17 protein-coding genes and 1 riboswitch are annotated in these 19,819 nt (G+C 71.9%); of the genes, 8 read left to right on the top strand and 9 right to left on the bottom strand.

All coding sequences use genetic code 11. The features are described from left to right. Positions 1 to 71: 71 nt before the first annotated feature. A complete protein-coding gene (locus KME66_RS01450) occupies positions 72 to 437 on the bottom strand; it encodes a DUF779 domain-containing protein (protein WP_073223543.1) in 366 nt (121 codons plus the stop codon). Between the two features lie 87 nt (positions 438 to 524). Between KME66_RS01450 and KME66_RS01445 the strand changes: the two genes are divergently transcribed. After that, positions 525 to 911: a hypothetical protein gene (locus tag KME66_RS01445; protein WP_073223541.1), complete on the top strand. Its 387-nt coding sequence runs from the start codon at positions 525 to 527 to the stop codon at positions 909 to 911. 75 nt (positions 912 to 986) lie between these two features. Beyond that, positions 987 to 1,166, top strand: a complete 180-nt coding sequence (locus KME66_RS01440) for a hypothetical protein (protein WP_216318018.1) — start codon at positions 987 to 989, stop codon at positions 1,164 to 1,166. A 247-nt stretch (positions 1,167 to 1,413) separates the two neighbouring features. On the opposite strand, the gene KME66_RS01435 is transcribed toward KME66_RS01440, so the two are convergent. Then, the gene (locus KME66_RS01435) at positions 1,414 to 2,085 is read right to left on the bottom strand and encodes an endonuclease (RefSeq protein WP_216318016.1); all 672 of its coding nucleotides are present in this window, start codon (positions 2,083 to 2,085) and stop codon (positions 1,414 to 1,416) included. Further along, positions 2,082 to 2,264, bottom strand: coding sequence for a DUF6480 family protein (locus tag KME66_RS01430; protein ID WP_073223535.1), 183 nt, complete (start codon positions 2,262 to 2,264; stop codon positions 2,082 to 2,084). The genes KME66_RS01435 and KME66_RS01430 overlap by 4 nt, the downstream gene beginning before the upstream one ends. Before the next feature lie 127 nt (positions 2,265 to 2,391). Here KME66_RS01430 and KME66_RS01425 point away from each other — a divergent pair, with 127 nt between their 5' ends. Beyond that, entirely contained in the window at positions 2,392 to 3,597 is a 1,206-nt protein-coding gene (locus KME66_RS01425) for an aromatic acid exporter family protein (protein ID WP_073223533.1), read from the top strand. A gap of 150 nt (positions 3,598 to 3,747) precedes the next feature. Then, positions 3,748 to 3,939: a DUF6381 family protein gene (locus tag KME66_RS01420; RefSeq protein WP_216318014.1), complete on the top strand. Its 192-nt coding sequence runs from the start codon at positions 3,748 to 3,750 to the stop codon at positions 3,937 to 3,939. 103 nt (positions 3,940 to 4,042) lie between these two features. On the opposite strand, the gene KME66_RS01415 is transcribed toward KME66_RS01420, so the two are convergent. After that, complete coding sequence (locus KME66_RS01415) at positions 4,043 to 5,050, bottom strand: PHP domain-containing protein (RefSeq protein ID WP_216318012.1); 1,008 nt, start codon at positions 5,048 to 5,050, stop codon at positions 4,043 to 4,045. A gap of 105 nt (positions 5,051 to 5,155) precedes the next feature. Continuing rightward, positions 5,156 to 6,760 carry a helix-turn-helix transcriptional regulator gene (locus KME66_RS01410; RefSeq protein WP_253208196.1) on the bottom strand — a complete coding sequence of 535 codons (1,605 nt, stop codon included), beginning with the start codon at positions 6,758 to 6,760 and terminating at the stop codon, positions 5,156 to 5,158. Between the two features lie 278 nt (positions 6,761 to 7,038). On the opposite strand from KME66_RS01410, the gene KME66_RS01405 reads away from it, so the two are divergent. Then, positions 7,039 to 7,656: a hypothetical protein gene (locus KME66_RS01405; protein WP_216318008.1), complete on the top strand. Its 618-nt coding sequence runs from the start codon at positions 7,039 to 7,041 to the stop codon at positions 7,654 to 7,656. Positions 7,657 to 7,816: 160 nt separating this feature from the next. Then, entirely contained in the window at positions 7,817 to 10,351 is a 2,535-nt protein-coding gene (locus tag KME66_RS01400; RefSeq protein WP_216318006.1) for a SpoIIE family protein phosphatase, read from the top strand. A gap of 26 nt (positions 10,352 to 10,377) precedes the next feature. Here KME66_RS01400 and KME66_RS01395 read toward each other — a convergent pair whose 3' ends face one another. Then, the gene (locus tag KME66_RS01395; RefSeq protein WP_073223523.1) at positions 10,378 to 11,739 is read right to left on the bottom strand and encodes an FAD-dependent oxidoreductase; all 1,362 of its coding nucleotides are present in this window, start codon (positions 11,737 to 11,739) and stop codon (positions 10,378 to 10,380) included. 452 nt (positions 11,740 to 12,191) lie between these two features. Beyond that, positions 12,192 to 12,379: riboswitch (cyclic di-AMP (ydaO/yuaA leader) on the top strand. Positions 12,380 to 12,384: 5 nt separating this feature from the next. Here KME66_RS01395 and KME66_RS01390 point away from each other — a divergent pair. After that, a complete protein-coding gene (locus KME66_RS01390) occupies positions 12,385 to 13,200 on the top strand; it encodes a transglycosylase SLT domain-containing protein (RefSeq protein ID WP_216318004.1) in 816 nt (271 codons plus the stop codon). A gap of 159 nt (positions 13,201 to 13,359) precedes the next feature. After that, complete coding sequence (locus KME66_RS01385; protein WP_216318002.1) at positions 13,360 to 15,003, top strand: GMC oxidoreductase; 1,644 nt, start codon at positions 13,360 to 13,362, stop codon at positions 15,001 to 15,003. Between the two features lie 72 nt (positions 15,004 to 15,075). Here KME66_RS01385 and KME66_RS01380 read toward each other — a convergent pair whose 3' ends face one another. From KME66_RS01380 to KME66_RS01370, 3 genes are all read right to left on the bottom strand, one after another. Further along, positions 15,076 to 15,555, bottom strand: coding sequence for a carboxymuconolactone decarboxylase family protein (locus tag KME66_RS01380; protein ID WP_073223516.1), 480 nt, complete (start codon positions 15,553 to 15,555; stop codon positions 15,076 to 15,078). Continuing rightward, positions 15,552 to 16,631, bottom strand: coding sequence for a dihydrodipicolinate reductase (locus KME66_RS01375; protein ID WP_216318000.1), 1,080 nt, complete (start codon positions 16,629 to 16,631; stop codon positions 15,552 to 15,554). The genes KME66_RS01380 and KME66_RS01375 overlap by 4 nt, the downstream gene beginning before the upstream one ends. Positions 16,632 to 16,753: 122 nt before the next feature. Beyond that, entirely contained in the window at positions 16,754 to 19,705 is a 2,952-nt protein-coding gene (locus tag KME66_RS01370; RefSeq protein WP_216317998.1) for a CARDB domain-containing protein, read from the bottom strand. Positions 19,706 to 19,819: the final 114 nt, after the last annotated feature.

Raw genomic sequence — 19,819 nt, 5'->3', positions numbered from 1 at the left:
TCCGCCGCGACGGCCTCGCCGTGCGTGGCGTCGACCGGCGGGCGGTGTCGACGGCAGGGCCGTGCGTCGCCTCATCCGCCCGCCAGCCGCGAACGGATGAGGAAGCGCACCCCTTCCGGGGCCTCCAGCGAGAAGCCGCTGCCCCGGCCCTCCACCACATCCACGATCAGCCGGGTGTGGGCCCACACCGCGTACTGGCTCCGTGACATCCAGAAAGGCACGCTTTCGGACATTCCTTCGACGGCGAGTTCCGCCAGCAGCACATCGGCGTCCCCGGTGCGGAACTCACCCGCCGGATAGCACATCGGCGCGCTGCCGTCGCAGCAGCCGCCGGACTGATGGAACATCAACGGGCCGTGGTCCGCCCGCAGCCGCCGCAGCAGAACGGCCGCGGCGGGGGTCAGCTCGACGGCGGGTGATACCGGGTCACACTCCATGGACCTGCCCCTTTCCGGCCGTGGCGGCGCCGCGACAACCGGACGCGAGTCAACTCGACCGGACGTTGCGACCGGGTTGCACACCCTATGCTCGCGCCCATGGAGCAACGGGAAGTCGTGAAGCGCGTGATCGGCATCCTCACAGAGGCGCGCGAAATGCAGCGTCTGCTGGAGGCGGACCTCGAACGGGAAGATCTGGACGCGGGAGCGGGTGCCGTCACCGCCCTGCTGAACGAGACGATGCCGCACATCGCCATCCCCGACGACTTCTCCGTCGAGGAGGTGGTGGCCGTCGTGGGGCGCGAGGTCGGCGGTGCGGTCGAACAGCTCGTGAGCGCCTTCACCCTCGCCTTCACGATGCTCGCCCAGGTCCACGACTCCGGGCAGACCGACGTGTCGTCGGCCGACGTCCTCCAGGACCTGGCGCTGCGGGTCGAGGGCGGCGGACCGGACGACGACGAACCGCTGCTGTAGACCCGGCGTCTCACCGCGCGGGTAGGCATAGTGGAGGGAGGAAGCGCGTATCTCCCTCGCGGCACGGAGGCAGCTGTGGGCAAGAGCACCGGGATAGCCCGCGCCAAGGCGCGGCGGCTCAGAGGCATGATCAAGGAGTCGGACGGCATCGCCCTCGGGAACGAGCGGCTGAAGGCCGAGGGCAGGAGGGAACAGTCCGAGGCCCGCCACGAGGAGGCCCTGGCACGCGCGTCGCGGTCCGCCGCCGACCGCTGAGGGGGAGCGAGGCGCCCGAGCCGTCACCGTACGGTCCGGGCGCCTTCGCCGTTGTGCCGGCGGCCCTGCGCCGACGTGCCTTCGCCGATGCGCCTGCGCTGGTATGTCTGGGCCGCCGCGCCTTTGCCGACGTGCGTCGGCTTACGTGGCTCGACTGATGTGCCCACGCGGGGCCCGGTCCATGGGCCCCCGTGGCCCGCGCCGGGTCTCCAGAGCCCCCGCCCGGAACCGCACGACCGGGCCGGGCTCACTTCCGTGCGAGGGCCGTCTCCCGGACCGCCTCGGCGGTCTTCCGGTCGAGAGCCGCCCTGACCAGCGCCGCGGCGAAAGCGGCGCGGTCCTCATCGCGCGCCAGCCGGGACAGCCGGCCGGTAGAAGCCGGTAGGCCGAGCCGTTCGGCCCCCTGGATCCCCTTCGCACCGACCCAGAACCCGGTCTCGGGCCATACGGCCTGGACCTCGCGTACGAAGATGTCGGCACCCGCCGGGCCGATCCCCGGGACGCGCCGGAGACCCGCCCGCAACGCCTCCGTGTCGCCGTCCGCTTCCGCGCGCAGTCGGCGCAGGTCGCCCTTCCAGACGTCGAGAACGAGGCGGGCGCCTTCTCCGAGCTGGGTGGAGGTCCGCTCGTCGTAGCGGCGGTAGCCGCCCTCGCCCAACGCGTCCACGCGCTGCTGCCAGGTCGCGTCCGCCATCCGGCGTGGGGTGCGCAAACCGTGCCCGAACAACGCCCGCGCCGCGGCCACCGCGACCGGGGCGCGGATCCGGGCGCTCAGCAGGTCACTCAGCACGAGGAGCTGGTAGAGCGGCTGCGGGGTGTTGCCCAGCCTGATCCCCGCCTCCGCCGCGTAGGTCCGTCCGTACTCCTCGAGGAGCACGTCGGTGATCCGGCGCGCCGACGGGGACGTCCCGCCGGTCACCCGTAACCGAAGATCCGGGCGAGGAAGAACCCGGCGACCATGAGCGCCCCCAGCACGATCAGGGCGGTCCAGGCACCCGGGTGCTCCCACAGCCCGCCGTCGGCGCGTTCCTCATGGGCCTCGCCGATGGAACCCTCGGCCGGGGGTGTCTCTCCTGGGGGATTCACTAGTACAGCCATGCCTCCAGGGTCTCTCCGGCCGCGGCTCCGCGCACGCCGTGCGGGTTTCCGTCCCGATACGCGGCCGTACGGCGGAGCCCTGCCCCGGGGAGCGCTGCGGCGGGACGAATCCGGGCACCGTCAAGAGATGCCCCGAGTCTCCGCCCCCGTCGTCAAGCTCGTGCAGCGCACCACCGAACCCGCCGGGGTGCAGACGCTGCGCTCGACGGCCGCCGCTGTCATCGCCTACTCCGTGGCCGTCTGGCTGCTGCCCGAACCGGCCCCGCTCACCGCTCCCCTCACCGCGCTCCTGGTCGTCCAGGTCACCCTCTACTCGACGCTCACCACCGGCATCCGCCGGGTGAACTCGGTCGTCGTCGGCGTCCTCATCGCCATCGGCTTCAGCTCTCTGGTGGGGCTGAGCTGGTGGAGCCTCGGCCTCACCATCTTCACCTCGCTGCTGATCGGACGGCTGGTGCGGGTCAACGAGTTCGTGCCCGAGGTGGCGATCAGCGCCATGCTCGTCCTCGGCGTCTCCCGGGTCGCCGACACCGCCTGGGACCGGGTGTGGGAGACGCTGATCGGCGCCGTGGTCGGCCTCCTGTTCAATCTGCTCCTCGCCCCGCCCGTCTGGGTCGCCTCGGCCGGTTCGTCCATCGAGTCCCTCGCCGCCCGCATGGGCACGATGCTGCGCAGCATGGGCGAGGAGGTGGTGGGGAACAACCCCGTACCCCGGGCCGCCGCCCGGCTGCACGAGGCCCGCAGGCTCGACCACGACATCGTGGAGGTCGACGCCTCGCTGCGCCAGGCGGAGGAGAGTCTCACCCTCAACCCCAGGGTGAGGCAGGGGCTGCTGCACCGGGTCGTCCTGCGGACCGGGCTCGACACCCTGGAGATCTGCGCCGTCGTCCTGCGTGTCCTCTCCCGTACCCTCACCGACCTGGCGAAGGCCCGTACCGAGGAGTCGCTCTTCCCGTCCGATGTGTCGGAGCTGCTCCAGGAACTGTTCGGCCGCATCGCCGAGGCGATCGAGAGCTTCGCCGTCCTGGTCACCACGCAGCTCGCGGCCGACGCGGAGGCGGCCGAGGAGCGGCTCGCCGAGGCGCTCGTCCGCAGCCGCGCCACCCGCGACCGGGTGGCCGACCTGCTGCTGGAGGACGTCCAGGAGCACCCGCGCCAGTGGCAGCTGCACGGCGCCCTGCTCGCCGAGATCGACCGGGTGCTGGCCGAACTCGACACCGAGGAGCGCACCCGACGGCTCGGCGAGGAGCTGAACCGCCGCTCGGAGGAGGCACACGCGCGCCACCCCCGGCTGCGCGTGCTCCTGCGGCGTCTCGGCCGGCAGCCCGCCTGACCGCCCGTGACGCGGCGGCACCGCCGCTCCCGGCGGCCGGGCCGCGCGGGATGCGGAGCAGGCCGGGGCCGGGCCGCGCGGGATGCGGAGGCGGCCGGTCGCTGGTTCGCTGGGGGCAGAGATCCCGTACCCGGCGTCCAAGGAGTGGTGATGAGCGGTTCGGACGAACCGGCCGACCTGGCTCGGCAGATGCGTGACAAGGCCCAGCAGCTCCACGAGGCCGCGGAGCGCGCGAGCGACCCGCAGGAACGTGAGCGGCTGGAGAGGAAGTCCCGGACGATCCGGGACCGGAGCGAACAGCAGAGCGCCATGGAGGCCGGGGACATCTACCCGCAGAAGTAGCCCCGCCGGCGCACGCGCCCGCCGCCGCAGGTCCTGTGTGACCTGCGGCGGCGGGCGCGTGTTCGTCCCGAGGGGGCGGTCAGCTCCGGGCGGGGGTGCGGGGTCAGGCGGCCCACTCCAGGAGCCGTTCGGCGCTCCAGGTAGTCACCACCCGGTCCGCAGGCACCCCGCACTCCTCGGCACGGGCACACCCCGGCCGCTGCCAGTCGAGCTGGCCCGGGGCGTGCGCGTCCGTGTCGATCGCGAACAGCGTCCCCGCCGCGACGGCGCTGCGCAGCAGCCGCAGGGGCGGGTCCTGCCGCTCCGGCCGGCAGTTGATCTCCACCGCCGTCCCGGCCTCGGCGCACGCGGCGAAGACCCGGTCCGCGTCGAACCGCGACTCGGGGCGGCCGCGCCCGCCGAGCAGGCGTCCTGTGCAGTGGCCGAGCACATGGGCCCGCGGATGGCGCACGGCCGCCTCCAGCCGCCGTGTCATCGGAGCCGGATCCATCCGCAGCTCGGAGTGGACGGAGACCACCACCACGTCGAGCCGCTCCAGCAGCTCGTCCTCCTGGTCGAGGGAGCCGTCCGGCAGGATGTCGCACTCGATCCCCGTCAGCAGCCGGAACGGGGCCCACGTTCCGTTGAGCCGTGCCACCACCTCCAGCTGCTCCCGCAGCCGTTCCGGGGACAGACCGCGCGCCACCTTCAGCCGGGGCGAGTGGTCGGTGAGAACGGCCCACGCGTGGCCCAGCTCCGCGGCGGTCCGGCCCATCTCCTCGATCGGGCTGCCCCCGTCCGACCAGTCCGAGTGCGTGTGGCAGTCGCCCGTCAGCCGCGCGAAGAGGTCCTGACCCGCCTCGGCGGGCGGCTCCGCCGCCACCTCCCGCTCCAGCCGATCCAGATACCCGGGCGTCCGCCCGGCCACGGCCTCACGGATCACCTCGGCCGTCCGCGGCCCGATGCCGGGGACCCGCTCCAAGGACGTCGCGGCGACCCGCTCGGCCGCCTCCCCGGCGGGCATGGCGTCCACGGCGGCGGCGGCCGTACGGAAGGCCTTCACCCGGTAGGTGTCGGCCTGCGAGCGTTCCAGCAGGAACGCGATCCGCCGCAGGGCGGTGACGGGGTCCATCGGCACCTCCACCGGAAGCCTCCGCTGCCGACGCCGGTCCGCCGGGCACGCCCCACCAGCATGAGCGCCCCCGGCCCCGCACGCCTCCGCGCGGCGGTCATCGGCTCAGGACGCGGCCCCGGCCGTCTCACCGGACTCGGCGGCGTCCGCCACGGGCACCCAGCGGCCGGCGGACGTGTCGTAGTCGAGTACGGGGCGCCCCCGTACCCCGTTCGTACGGAACGGCCGCCCGCCGTCGTCGATGCGCACCGTGCCCGACCGGCCGCCGCTGCTCCAGGTGAGCTCCGCGACCCAGGAGCAGTCGCAGCCGACCGTGCGGCCGGTGATCAGGAAGACCTCGGGGTCGGTGACCGAGACGCGGTACGGGAAGGCGACCGCCTCGATGCGTTCGCCGGAGTCGTTTCCCGCGAGCGGGCGGGCCACGGGGCGGGGGGCGTCGAGGTCCACGTCGAACATCCTCGGGGTGAGGGACCCGCCGCAGCCGGAACTCATCCGGTACACCCGGCCCGGGTCCGGTGAGCGGCGCTCGACGACCCGGACGCGCAGGGACTCCAGGAGCACGGCCCGCTCGTCCCGCCCCTGCAAGGTGATCCGGACACCGGTCTCGCCCGCGTGCACCGCGCCCAGCGCCCCCGCCCAGGACGCCGCGTCGGCCTCCGCGGGCGGGGGCGGGACGGCGTCGGGCGCCCGGTCGAGGAGGTAGGCGTGGTCGCAGCCGTTCTTCCAGACATGGTCGTCGCCGGTCCAGGTGAAGGGCACCCGCCCGGCTTCCGGGCCGGACGGGGAAGCGGAGGACTCAGGGACGCTCCCGCTCCGTTGCCCGGCACCGGGTGGCTCGGCCGGCGTGGGGCTGCCGGACGGCGTGCTCCGCGCGGACCCGCTCGCCGTGCCCCGCGGCTTCTCGGGGCGCGGGGAGCCGGGGGAGGGGGACTCCGGAGTGTTCACCGCAGGCCCGCCCGGCGTGTGGGCCGCCGGCGAGGGGCCGTCGGGCCCCGACGACCACGGCCGTCCGAAGGCCGCGACCAGAGCGAGGACGAGGACCGCCGCGGCGAGGACGCCGAGCCCCTGCCCGTAGCGGTGGATGCGACGCGGCCGGCGTGCCGATGTCCGTGACGGGCGTCCCCCGATCGTGCCGGACTGCCCGGAGCCGGAGCCGGAGCCGGGGCCGGGGCCGGGGCCGGGGCCGGGGCCGGGGCCGGGGCCGGGGCCGGGGCCGGGGCCGGGGCCGGGGCCGGAGTCTGAGCCTGAGTCGGAGTCTGAGCCTGAGTCGGTGCCGGAGGTTGGGGTGGAGGCGGGAGATCCCACCGCTTCGGACGCCTCTTCGCCGGGCCGTCCGGCGGACCCGGACAGGGCCCCTGGCGCGGGCGGCGAGGCCGCGGCGCCCTTCGGTGGCGCCCCGCCCTTCCGCGCCCCCACGTGCTCCTGCCCTTCCGTCGCTCCCTGCCGGTCGAGGCGTTCGTCGTCCGCCAGGAGCCACAGGCGGTGCAGCGCCTCCCGCTCGTCGGCCGGTGCGCCGCACAGCCGGGCCAGCCGCTCCACCGGGGCGAACTCCACCGGCACCGTCCGGCCCGTGCAGTACCGGTGCAGCGTCGAGCCGCTGACCCCGATGCGGCGGGCCAGCGACGCGTACGTCCGGCCCGACCCCTCCCGCAGCGCGCTCAGCCGCTCCGCCAGCACCGTCCGCGCGGCGCCCTCGGCGTCACCCGACACGCTCGACCTCCCCTTCCGCCGTTCCAGGGCGTTCCAGCCCCCGGAGAACACCCACGTCACCAGGGGTGGGACGGTTCCAGCCCGGCGGGAAGTCCCCTCGCGCTTGTCCGGATCCGGAGCGTCGGCCCACTCTGGTGCCCGTTCCGTACCGCCGCCGTACAGCGCCATCGGGCTTCGTACAGCGCCACCCGGCTTCGTACGCCTCGGCGCGACGCCGTACGTACGGCCGCACGGCACGCATCATCCGACCGCACCATCCGAATCGGGGAAACCTCACCATGCGCAACCTCCGCTCCGCCCTGCTGACCCTCATGGCCACGGGCCTCGCCGTCACCGCCCTGGCCCAGGTGCCCGCCGCCGCGGCCCCGGCCTCCGAGCCCGCCCGGCCGAAGTTCCTCAGCGCGGACCAGCTGCCCGCCTCCCACACTCCCTGGACGGCCGGTCCGGTACGCGAGGGAGTGCCCGCGGAAGGATCCGTGTGCACCACCGGGATCGCTCCGGCGGCCGGCAGCCGCCACCGTGACTTCCGCACCGAGCTGGACACCAACGCCCGCCAGACCATCACCGTCGCCCCCACCACCGCCCGGGCCAAGAAGCTCGCCGCCGAGCTGCGGAGCTCCCTGGAGACCTGCCTCGACCGGCTGAAGGAGCAGGACCCCGGCCTGGAGGGGGAGGCGCTCTACCACGGCCGGATCGACGTCGAGGAAGGCGCGCACCTCTACAGCATCGACACGTCCTACCCGGAGGTCGGCGCCACCGACATCGGGCTGTTCTCCGTGGGCCGCGACGGCCGGACCGTCACCGTCGTCGAGTGGGGGCAGATGGGAGAGCTGGACGACGCTCCGCTCAAGGGGTTCCGGAAGACCACCCGCACCGCCGTCGCGAAGCTGTACTGACCCGGCGGACGGCGACCGGCCGACGGGGGGCGGCCGGTCGCCGGAGGTGCGGGGCACCCCGCATCGGGAGCATGCTGGCTGTGTGACCCGGCACGATACGCCCCGGTCTTCCCCGCCCGCCGGACACGGGACCGTCGCCGGGGCGGCCGACGCTGGCCGGGTGCCCGACGAACTGTCCCTCGTCCTCGCCCAGGCCCTCGTCAGCGCCGTCGAGTCGAGCGACGGGTACGCGGGCGGCGTCTACCTGCGCAGCCGGACGCCGGGACTGCTCCGGCTCGCGGTGCTCGCCGGACTGCCGGGCCCGCTGTTCCGGCCCTGGTGGCGGATGCATGTGAACCGCCCGTTCCCGGTGTCCGAGGCCTACCGCTCGGGGCGGCCCGTGCTGCTCTCCGACGCGGAGGAGGCCATGCGCCGCTTCCCGCAGCTGATGGCCGGGCTGCCGTTCCCCTTCGGTTCCCTGTGGGTGCCGATCACCGGGCCCCGGGGAAGCATGGGTGTGCTGGCGGTCCTGCGGGCCTCCACACCGGGGGAGCCCGTCGCCCGCGCCGACGGGGAACGTCTCCACCGCCTGGGCCGCCGGCTCGGCGCCGCGCTCACCGATCTGGAGCGACGGGGCGTCGACTGCGTCTGGGAGAGCGAGCCGGTCCCCGTGCAACTGCCCGCCGCCACCACGCCCCCGGTGCGGGTGGGCCGTTTCGACTGGGATCTGCATTCCGGGCAGGTCGCCGCCGACGACGAGCTCTGCGCGATTCTCGGCTTCGAGCCCGCCGCCTTCCCGGGCACCGTCGACGCGCTCGCCGAACGGCTGGTCCCCGAGGACGTGTACGGGCTGTGGGCGCTGGCCCGGCAGACGGTGGAGTCCGCCGAACCGGTCGTCCGCCGGATGCGGCTGCGCGGCCCGGACGGCCGGTCCCATCTGCTGGAGCTGTCCGGCCGCTGGACGCACCCGGACGGCGACGTCTCCGCCAGCCATCTGACCGGCTTCCTGGTCGACCTGGGTGCCGGGCCCGTCGTCCCGGAGGCCGCCGACCGGCTGCCCCGGGGAATCCTCTCCCTGGACCGGCTGGGCCGGATCACGTACGCCAACGGCCTCGCCGAGGAACTGCTGGGCCACCCCCGCACCGAGCTCGTGGGCCAACCGGTGTGGCAGGCCCTGCCGTGGTTCGGGCACGGGGCCTACGAGGACCACTACCGGGCGGCCCTGATCGCGGACGAGCCCGTCCACTTCCTCGCCCGGCGCCCGCCCGCACTCTGGCTGTCGGTGTCGCTGTACCCCGGCCACGACGGGCTGAGCGTCGTCCTCCAGGCGACCGATCAGCCCGCCTACGCCCCCGGCTCCGTCACCGCGCCGGGGCTGGGCATCGGCTCGACCGCCGACCGTTCCTCCGCGCTGTACCGACCGGTGGCCCTCGCCATCGCCCTGACCGAGGCGGTGACGGCACGTCAGGTCTCCTCGGTGGTCACGGACGAGCTGCTGCCCGCGTTCGGCGGCCGTCAGCTCGCGATCTACCTGCTGAACGAGCGCCATCTCCATCTCGCCTGGGAGACGGGGTTCCCCAAGGGCTTCCTCGACCGCTTCGACGGGGTCGGGCTCGACGTGAGCATTCCCGGGGTGGAGACCCTCACCACGGGCCGCCCGATCTTCTTCGAGTCCATGCAGCACCTGGCCGAGGCCTATCCGGGCATCCCGATCGACGCGGACGTCGGGGCGCGGGCGTTCCTCCCGCTGATCGCCTCGGGACGGCCCGTCGGTTCCTGCATCCTCGGCTTCGACCGGCCGCGCGGCTTCAGCCCGGAGGAGCGTACGGTCCTGACGGCCCTGGCCGGGCTGATCGCGCAGGCCCTGCAGCGCGCCCAGCGCTACGACAGCGAGTCGGCCCTCGCCCGCGGTCTCCAGGACGCCCTGCTGCCCCACCGGTTGCCCGAGGCGGACGGGGTGGACACGCTGGGGCGCTATCTCTCCGGCACCCAGGGCATGGACGTGGGCGGTGACTGGTACGACGTCATCGAGACCGGCCACGAACTCGCGCTGGTCATCGGGGACGTGCAGGGACACGGCGTCGCCGCGGCCGCGACCATGGGCCAACTGCGCAGTGCGGTGCGGGCCTTCGCGCTGAGCAAGCACGATCCCCAGGAGGTGGTGAGCGGCACGAACCGGCTGCTCATCGATCTGGACCCGGGGCAGTTCGCCAGTTGCTGCTACATCGCCCTCGACCCGGCGACCGGCGTGGCCCGTGCCGTACGGGCGGGGCATCCGCAGCCCGTGCTGCGGCGGCCCGACGGCCGGACGGAGGTGCTGGACCTGCCCGGCGGCATCGTGCTCGGGATCGACGGGGACGCGGTCTACCCGGTCACGGAGATACGGCTCGAACCGGGGGCGATGCTGGCCCTGTTCACGGACGGGCTGATCGAGCGCCCGGGGACGGACATCGACGAGGGCATCGAGCGGTTGCGCGCCACCGTCGAACGCATCGGCGCCGTCCCGCTGGCCGACACGGCCGACCAGGTCATCGGAGAGGCCAGGGCGGCCACCGACCGCCCCGACGACATCGCGCTCCTGCTCGCCGCCCGCTGGGCCGACGCCCCTCGCAGCCGACGGGCCCGGACGGCGCGGGAGCCGGGGCCCGATCTGTGGCGCACGTTCAGGAGACCGGACCCGGGGCGTACGACGGGCGCCCCGGATCCGGCCTCCTAGACGGTGGCCGGAAAGCGTCCTGCCGATCAGGCGCCGGAGGCGTCCAGCATGCCCTCGCGCTCGACGACCTTGATCCGCTCACGGCCCTGGGCCTCTCCCAGCGCCTGCTCGTGGGCGTCCAGCTTGTGCCAGCCCTCCCAGGTCGTGTAGCGGACGCCCCGGTCGTCCAGGAACGCCTCGACCGCCTCCGGCGCGGGCGTGGCCGGCTCGGGCAGTCGGCCGGCGGCGCGGTCCTCCAGGACGCAGGCGACCGTCTCGTTGGCGTCGCCCTTGGTGTGCCCGATCAGGCCGATCGGGCCGCGCTTGATCCAGCCGGTGACGTAGACCGAGGTCATGTGCTCGTCCCCGGCGATGACACGGCCCGCCTCGTGCGGGACGGTGCCGGAGGTGACGTCGAAGGGGAGCTTGGGCAGCTCCTCGGAGTAGTAGCCGACGGCACGGTAGACGCTCTGCATGTCCCAGTCGGTGAACCGGCCGGTGCCCCGGACGTTGCCGGTGCCGTCCAGCTCGGTGCGCTCGGTGCGCAGCGCGGTGACCTTGCCGTCCTCGCCGAGGATCTCGACCGGGGACTCGAAGAAGTGCAGGAACAGCTTGTGCGGGCGGTCGCCGACGTCGCGGATCGCCCAGTTCTCGAGGGTCTGCGCGACCATGTTGGCCTGCTTGTTCTCGCGGCGGGTCGCGATGGAGCCCTCGTCGTAGTCGATGTCCTCGGGGTTGACGATGACCTCGATGTTGGGGGAGTGGTCCAGCTCTCGCAGTTCCATCGGGCTGAACTTGGCCTGTGCCGGGCCACGCCGGCCGAACACGTGCACCTCCAGAGCCTTGTTCTGCCGGAGGCCCTGGTAGACGTTGTCCGGGATCTCGGTGGGCAGCAGTTCGTCGGCCGTCTTGGCCAGGACCCGGGCCACGTCCAGGGCCACGTTTCCGACGCCGAGCACGGCGACCTTCTCCGCGGTGAGCGGCCAGGTGCGCGGGACCTCGGGGTGCCCGTCGTACCAGGAGACGAACTCGGCCGCGCCGTAGGAGCCGTCCAGCTCGATGCCGGGGATGTCCAGCGCGCGGTCGGCCTCGGCGCCCGTCGAGAAGATCACCGCGTCGTAGAACGACCGCAGGTCGTCCAGGCCGATGTCGTGCGGGTAGCTGACGTTCCCGAAGAGCCGGATCTGGGGCTTGTCCAGCACCTGGTGCAGAGCCTTGACGATGCCCTTGATCCGAGGGTGGTCGGGTGCCACGCCGTAGCGGATGAGGCCGAAGGGCGCGGGCATGCGCTCGAAGAGGTCGATGGAGACCCCCGGGTCCTGGCAGACCTCGGATTTGAGCAGCGCGTCCGCAGCGTAGATACCGGCGGGGCCGGCTCCGACAATGGCGACGCGGACGGGGCGTGTCATGGCGTGGTGATCCTTCGGGGCGGGCGAACGCGGGCAGGTACAGCGTACGTCGGAGGTAAGGCTTGGCTTACTAGTCTCCACCCCACACCGTAAGCGATCGCCGCGCGAGCCCTTCGGTCACCCCCGGCCAGGGTGCCCGATTAACCCGATTCATTATCCCGCTATGACCGTTTTGACCTCTATACGTCTCCTGGTCCATAAAGGGCTTATCGGGGATTCTGAGACTTTTGCTCAGTCTCGATTTCGCCATCGGCGCGAGGGAGTGGTGAGCGTCACGTCCGCGGGGGCGGACGCCGAAGTGGACGCATCGGTTCCCTTCTGTGCGAAGAAAGTTGACGCCGCGACGGCGCGGCCCGATGCGGGAATTCCGCTATTCGATCATGCGGGGAAAAGGGAATCCGGAATGCGGGGCTTGTTCCGTCCGGTGTTTCTCGCCTACGGTCACCGTCAATCCGGATGGAACGCCGAATCCTGCCGCCGTCCGGGAATCCGAAACCCACTCACGTACGGCAGGAGCGGGGGACCCAGGTAAGTCGCCGATCCGTAACCGGAACGGCTTGGGGTGAAGTCGCACATCGATGCGGCCAGACATCTCCCGTCTGAACCCGACAGCTCACCTCGCAGGCGCCGGAGAGGAAATCCCCCATGCCCGCACAGGGTAAGCACCGCCGTTCCCCGTCCACCTCGCTCGGCCGCACCCTCGCCGCCGTGACCGCCGGAGGGGCCGTTCTCGCCCTTCCGGTGATCGGCGCCACCAGCGCGTTCGCTGCTCCCGCCGCTGCCGCCGCGCCGCAGGCCGTGGCTCCCGCCGCGGTGGCCGCACCGGTGAATTCCGTTGCGAAGGCCGCCCCCGCCAAGCATTCCGTGGTGGCGGGTGAGACCCTTTCCAAGATCGCCCGCGAGTATTCCGTCAGTGGCGGCTGGAAGAAGCTGTACGAAGGCAACCGGAAGATCGTCGGATCGAATCCCGACCTCATTCACCCGGGCATCAAGCTGGTCATCGCCGCCTCGTCGGACGACAAGGCGGCCAAGGCTTCCCCGTCCGCCGAGCGCGGTACTTCGACGGACCGCGCCGACCGTTCCGAGCGCATCAACGCCGCCCCCGTCGCGCAGGCCGCCGAGCAGAAGGCCGTCACGTACACGAACGACCTCGACGGCTGGATCCGGGAGTCGCTGGCGGTCATGGCCGAGCACGGCATCCCCGGCACCTACGAGGGCATCCACCGCAACATCATGCGCGAGTCCTCCGGCAACCCGGCCGCCATCAACAACTGGGACTCCAACGCGGCCAAGGGCACTCCGTCCAAGGGTCTGCTCCAGGTCATCGACCCGACCTTCCAGGCCTACCACGTGCCCGGCACCTCGACCGACAGCTACGACCCGGTCGCCAACATCACCGCCGCGTGCAACTACGCCGCGGACCGCTACGGCTCGATCGACAACGTCTTCGGCGCCTACTGATCGCGCGACCGAGCAGCACATGGAGCCCCGGACCGCACGGTCCGGGGCTCCTGTGTCGTACGGGGGGTGTCGCCGGGAAGTTACCCCCAAGTTTCCCGTGACTTACCACGCGAACGGCAGTAGAACCTGTTCCACTCTGTCGAGAGTGAGGAGGGTCACATGAGCGACGCTACCATGCAGGAAAGTGAGACCAAGGGGGTCTCGCGGCGAAGATTCATCACGGGAACAGGTTCTCTTCTGGGGGCCGCGGCCATCGTCGGGCACGCTCCTCGGGCATGGGCCGGAGTCCGTGCGGCGGCGGCGCCGATCGGATCCGGGGCCCACGTGCCGGCCCTCGTCATCGGCACCGGATACGGCGGCTCCGTGGCAGCCCTCCGCCTAGCCGAGGCAGGCGTGGACGTCCATATGGTCGAGATGGGCATGGCCTGGGACACCCCCGGCGCGGACGGGAAGATCTTCGCCAACACCACCAGGCCGGACGACCGTTCCTTCTGGCTGCGGACCCGGACCAAGCAGCCGCTGAGCAACTTCCTCGGCTTCCCCCTCGACAAGAACGTCAACTGCCGCACCGGCATCCTCGACGCCGAGGAGTTCGGCGGCATCACGGTCTACCAGGGCCGGGGCGTCGGCGGCGGATCCCTGGTCAACGGCGGCATGGCCGTCACACCGCGCCGGGAGAACTTCGGCGCGATCCTCCCGACGGTGAACGCCGCGGAGATGTACGCCACCTACTACCCGCGAGCCAACAGCGGGCTCGGTGTCGGCACCATCGACCCCGCCTGGTTCGACAGCGCCGACTGCTACCAGTACGCCAGGGTCGGCCGGAAACACGCCCAGCGCTCCGGCTTCCCGTTCCTCTTCGTCCCCGCCGTCTACGACTGGGACTACATGAAGCAGGAGGCGGCCGGGACCGTCCCCAGGTCAGCCCTGGACGGGGAGATCCTCTACGGCAACAACCACGGCAAGAAGTCGCTCCAGAAGACCTACATCGAACGGATCAGAGCCACCGGCCGGGTCACCATCTCCCCGCTGCACAAGGTCACCACGGTCACCCCGGCCCCGGGCGGCGGCTACACCGTGCTCATCGACCAGCTGAACACCGGCGGACAGACCACCGTCACCAAGACCGTCACCGCGGACAAGGTGTTCTTCGCCGCGGGCAGCGTCGGCACCAGCAAACTGCTCGTCGGCCTCAAGGCCACCGGAGCGCTGCCCCTCCTCAACGACGAGATCGGCCGGGGCTGGGGCGACAACGGCAACGTCATGTGCGGCCGCGCCAACCACCTCTGGGACCCCACCGGGAAGGTCCAGTCGTCCATCCCCACCGGCGGCATCGACAACTGGGACGCCGGGGGAGCGTTCGCCGAGATCGCTCCGCTGCCCACCGGCATCGAGACCTGGGCGTCGTTCTACCTCTCCATCACCAAGAACCCCCACCGCGCCCGCTTCACCTGGAACGCGGCGGCGGCGAAGGCGGAACTGGACTGGCAGACGGCGTGGAAGCAGCCGTCCATCGACGCCGCGAAGACCATCTTCGACAAGATCAACCGCAAGGAGGGGACGATCTACCGCACGGACCTCTTCGGCACCTACAAGATCTGGGGCGACCACCTCACCTACCACCCGCTGGGCGGCGCGGTCCTGGACAAGGCCACCGACAACCACGGCCGGCTGCACGGCTACTCCGGTCTGTACGTCATCGACGGGGCGCTGATCCCCGGCAACACCAGCGTCAATCCGTTCGTCACCATCACCGCGCTCGCCGAGCGCAACATCGAACGGATCATCGCGACCGATCTGTAGGCGAGCCGTCGCCGTCGGGAGCCCGCGAAGAGCCCGGGGCCGGGAGTGCCAACCCGGCGGCCCCGGACTCCGTCAGTGACCGGGCAGAACGCACACCGCGTCGATGCCCAGCACATGGTTGAGCCGCCCGAACGCCAGCCACGAGCCGATGCTCATCGTCAGCTCCACGATCTCCCTCTGGCTGTAGTGCGCGGTCATCCGCTGCCAGAAGGCGTCGTCCAGGCCGTGATGGTCGAGCGTGTACCGCTCGGCGTACTCCGCCGCGAGCCGGGTCCGCTCGTCGAAGGCCCCGGTCGTACGCCACTCGGTCACCGCGGCCGCGAACTCCTCCTCGACCTTCGTCCCGTCCCGCTCGGTCCGCCAGTCCAGACAGAACAGGCACCCGTTGATCTGCGCCACCCGCAGCCGGGCCGCCTCGAACTCGCGCAGCCCCAGAGTCGTGTGCTCGTAGACGGACATCGAGAACGCGGCGGCGGCCGCGCCGATGCCGGGGACCATCTCCCCCCACACGTAACCGATGGGCTCCTGGCCCTCCGGAACATCGATGATCATGCCGGTCTCCTTCCCAGCCTGCCCACCGCAGGCCGCAGCGGGACATCGAGTGCGTCGTACAGCCCCGGCTCCGCGTCCACCAGCAAGTCGATCGCCGAGACGAGCCGTCCGACCGCGGTGGCGTTCCCGCCCGCCGACCGGTTCTCGCCCTCGTCGGAGGCCTCGACCGTCACCTCGATCCGGGGCCGCCCCTCGATCACCACGCGGTGTGCGCCCACCCCGTCGGGCGGGGACGGCCAGTCCGGCGCGCACGAGGCGTGGATCCGGGTGACGTGCTCGATGACGAGCCGGGGCTCGCCGGCCACGACGCCCTGGACCTCGAAGCGGACCGCGCCCTGGGTGCCCGCCGCGAACGCGCCCATCGTGCGCGTGGTCACCGCCGCCTCCAGCGCCCGGCGGTCCAGGGTCTCGCGGATCTCGTCCAGTTCGACGCCCAGGGCCCGTGCCATCAGCCGGATCTGGCCGCCCCACACCATCGTCGGAACGCCCTCCGCCAGCATCAGCGGCTGGTAGTCCATCGGGTGGCCCATCCCGATCAGATGCCGTACCGCGTCCTCCTGCTCGTACGTGGAGTAGTCGAAGATCTCCTGGCAGCGGATGACGTCCACCTCGGTCCCGAGGCCGCTGATCAGGAGCGGCAGGACGTCGTTGCCCCAGCCGGGGTCGACACCGGAGACGAAGAGGGAGCCGCCCCCCTCGGCGACGGCGGCCAGGACCGGCTCCCGCAGCTCGGGCGGGGCGTTGCGCTGGTCGTAGAGCGGATAGAGGGAGGGCGTCACGACCACCGCGCCGGCCCGGACCGCCCGGCCGATGTCGGCCAGCGCGTCATCGGGACGGATGTCGCCGGACGCCGCGTAGACCACCGCGCGGGGGCGGGCGGCCAGAACGGCGGCGATGTCCTCGGTGGCCGCGACCCCGAGCGTGCGTCCGAGGCCGCCGAGTTCGCCCGCGTCGCGGCCGGCCTTGGCGGGATCGTGCACGAGGACGGCGGCGAGTGCCAGTGCCGGATGGGCGTCGACGGCGCGGATCGCCGCGCGGCCGACGTTGCCGGTACCCCAGACAACCGTGGGAATCATGCGCGGAGGGTAGCTCCGGGTCCGTGTACTTCCCAGAGTCGTGACGGCATCAGATCCGTGCGGGAAAGGGCTGTACCCGGGCCGGCGGACTTCTCCGCCGGCCCGGGACCCGTTCCGTGCGATCAGCGTTTGGCGCGGGCGCCGTTCGGGGTGCCGGAGATGGTGAACTGCGAACCCGGCTCGATCAGCACGTGGCCGTCGCGCGAGTCGGTGACCGTCACGTCGGTGAGCGTCGCGTTGCCGCGCGCGCCGCCCATCGCGAGGATGCCGGAGCCGTGGTTGGACTGGTCGATCCGCACGTTCTGGATCTTCACGTCCGGCATCAGGCCGCCGCCCGTCTTGAACTGGATGCCGTCGTAGGTGGAGTCGACGATGTCCGTGTCGCGGATCGTGACCCCGGGGATCGGCAGGTTCTGCGGGAAGAGGGTGATCGCGCCGAACTCCTGGTCCTCGTTCCAGAAGGCTCCGCCGGTGCGGTGCAGGCCGTTGTTGGCGATCAGCGTCTGCCCGGAGAAGGGCAGCGGGTCGTGGTCGGTCGCCAGCATGATGCCCGGGTAGTTCATGGTGTCGGAGATCAGGTTGTTCTCGATCCTGTTGTCGTACCCGCCGTAGATCGCGATGCCGTTGGCGCGCCACGGGAGCTGGATGGTGTTGTTGCGGAAGCTGTTGTCGTGGCCGATGTCGACGGACTGGTCCTTGACGTACTTGCTGGACCAGACGGCGAGAGCGTCGTCGCCGGTGTTGCGGAACGACGAGTTGTAGACCGTGGAGTTCCGGGTGCCGTTGGCGAAGTTGATGCCGTCCGCGTACGTGTTGCGGATCCGCATACCGGTGAACTCGACGCCGTCGCCCGGGTTCCACAGCTCCTGGATGTTGTCGAAGTCGCGGCCGGCCCAGACGCCCACGTTGGCGTGCTCGATCCAGACGTTGCTGATCTTCGTGTCCTTGCCGAACCGGCCGTTGAGCGCGACGCCGCCCTCGTGGTTGCCGTCACCGCCGCGGATCGTGCCCGAGCCGAAGATGGCGATGTCGGAGATGTGCGTGTTCTCGTCGATGTCGAAGCCGAAGTTGCCCTCGTGCGGGTGGTTGATGCCGCCCGCCTCGTGCGGCGGGGTCAGGGTGTAGAGCTGGGAGTGCCACATGCCCGCGCCCCGGATCGTGACGTCCCGGATGCCGACCTGGTTCCACTGGCCCCGGTCGAGCGGGTCGTCGGTGAGGATCTTCTGCTCCTGGCGCCACTGGCCGGCCGGGATCCATACGCAGTCGATCTCGCCGTTCTGGTTGGCCGTCACCGCGCGCTGGATGGCCGTCGTGTCGTCGATCCCGTCGTTCGCCACCGCGCCGTACGTAGTGATGGAGACGCAGCCGGACGGCTGCGAGGAGGGCGCCGCGACCTGCTCCAGGTCGATCAGGTCGATGATGTAGAAAGCGGCGTCGTCGCTCGCGTCCCGCTGGAGACGGAACTTCGTTCCCGCCGGGTAGGTCTCGGTGAGCAGGGCGTGGGACTCGTCGAACAGCCGTCGCGCGTCGCCGCCCGGTGTGTTGGTGAGCCCCTCGGGGCTGTCGGTGTTCCCGTACAGCCAGCTGTGCTTCGAGGAGAGGTCGAGCTTGCGGACGAACGCGCCGTCGGCGTACAGGCTGATGGTCGCCTCGCGGCCGCCGCCGCCGGGCGCGTCCGGGATGGAGTTGCGGACGACGATCGAGTTCGCCGGGGCGGTCGAGGTGAACTCCACGTACTCACCCGTGGAGTTGAGCCGCACCGACGCGCGGCCGGAGGACTCGGTGGCGAAGTTCGTGTGGCCGAAGGTGCGCTCGGCGTCGGACCGCAGGAGCGTGCCCCGGTAGTCGGCCTTCTCCGCCTCCAGCTCGGTGTACGGGACGGCCGCGCCGCGTCCGACCACGATGGACCGGGCGAAGGTGTTGTTGGTCTCGCTGGTCTCCGCGACCAGGTTCGTGGCGTCGGCGGTGGCGGTCAGGGTCGCGCCGCCGTTCGTCGCCTTCCAGCTGCCGCCGAGGGTGACGTTCGCGGTCGCGCCCGCGGCGATGGCCGGGGCGGTGCCGTTGAGCGTGGTGGAACCGACGGTCAGCCGGGTGACCGTGCCCGCGCCCACCGCGCTGGTGCCGCGGTTGTGCACCGCGACGGTGAAGGTGACCGTCGCGCCGACGGCCGGGCTGGCCGGGTCGGAGGAGATGGAGCGGACCTCCAGGTCGGGGCCGGGGCTCTGGCCGACCACCAGCGGGGAGGCGGTGGTCCGGCTGTTGTTGGTGTCGTCCGACTCGACGACCGTGTCGGTGGGGTCCACCAGGGCCGAGACGGTGTACGACCCCTGCGGCCGCCGGCCGGCCTCCACCGAGACCGGGGCGGACGCTCCCGCCGCCAGCGGGCCCACCGGCGCGCTGCCCACGACCACGCCGCCCAGACTCACGTCGACGGTGGTCGCGGGGGAGGCGGCCGAGCCGGTGTTGCGGACGGTGCCCTCGACGGTGATGTCGTCCGTCTCGGACGGTGACGAGGGGCTCCAGGACAGCGCGCTCACCGTCAGGTCCGGGTTGGGCGCGGCCGTTCCGAGCACCTGGATCTCGGCGATCTGCGCGCCGGGCGCCTCGGTGTTGGCGAAGAACTTCAGCTGGAGGTCGGCGACCCGGCCGTCCACCGGGATGGTCACGGTGTTCTGGTTGGTGGCGGGGTTGAACACATAGCCGGCGCGGGCCCGCAGCGATGAGAACGTGGTTCCGTCCTGCGTCCGGCCGAGCACCTGGATGTCCTGTGTCCGCCTCGCCCAGATCGGGTCGGGGTTGAGCTTGACCACCACGGACTGCAGGTCCGCGTCCGCGCCGAGCTTCACCGTGAGGTCGGCGGGGAGCCCGTTGGACTCCCAGTAGCTGTCGATCCGCCCGTCGTTGGCGTTCGCCGCCGGGTACAGGCCGTGCGATCCGCTGGCGGTGACGGTCTTGCCCCGTGCGAGGTCCGTGGCCTCAGCCGCGCTCGCGGTGACGGGCAGGAGCCCGGCGGAGATCAGCCCGGCTGTCAGCAGCCCGGCGACCGTCCGTCCGGTGAGTCGCTTCCATCTCATGATGTCCTCTGCTTCCACAATATTTGAGTCCACAAGTCAATCTTTTGCGGCCAGAGGTTCACAGATTTCTGCGCTGTTTCGAATTTGTCAACGGTGTTCGCATGGTCATGTCAT

The organism is Streptomyces sp. YPW6, assembly GCF_018866325.1.
Classification (GTDB): domain Bacteria; phylum Actinomycetota; class Actinomycetes; order Streptomycetales; family Streptomycetaceae; genus Streptomyces.
Note: the sequence above shows the minus strand (reverse complement) of the source record. Positions and strands in the feature narration are given on the sequence as shown.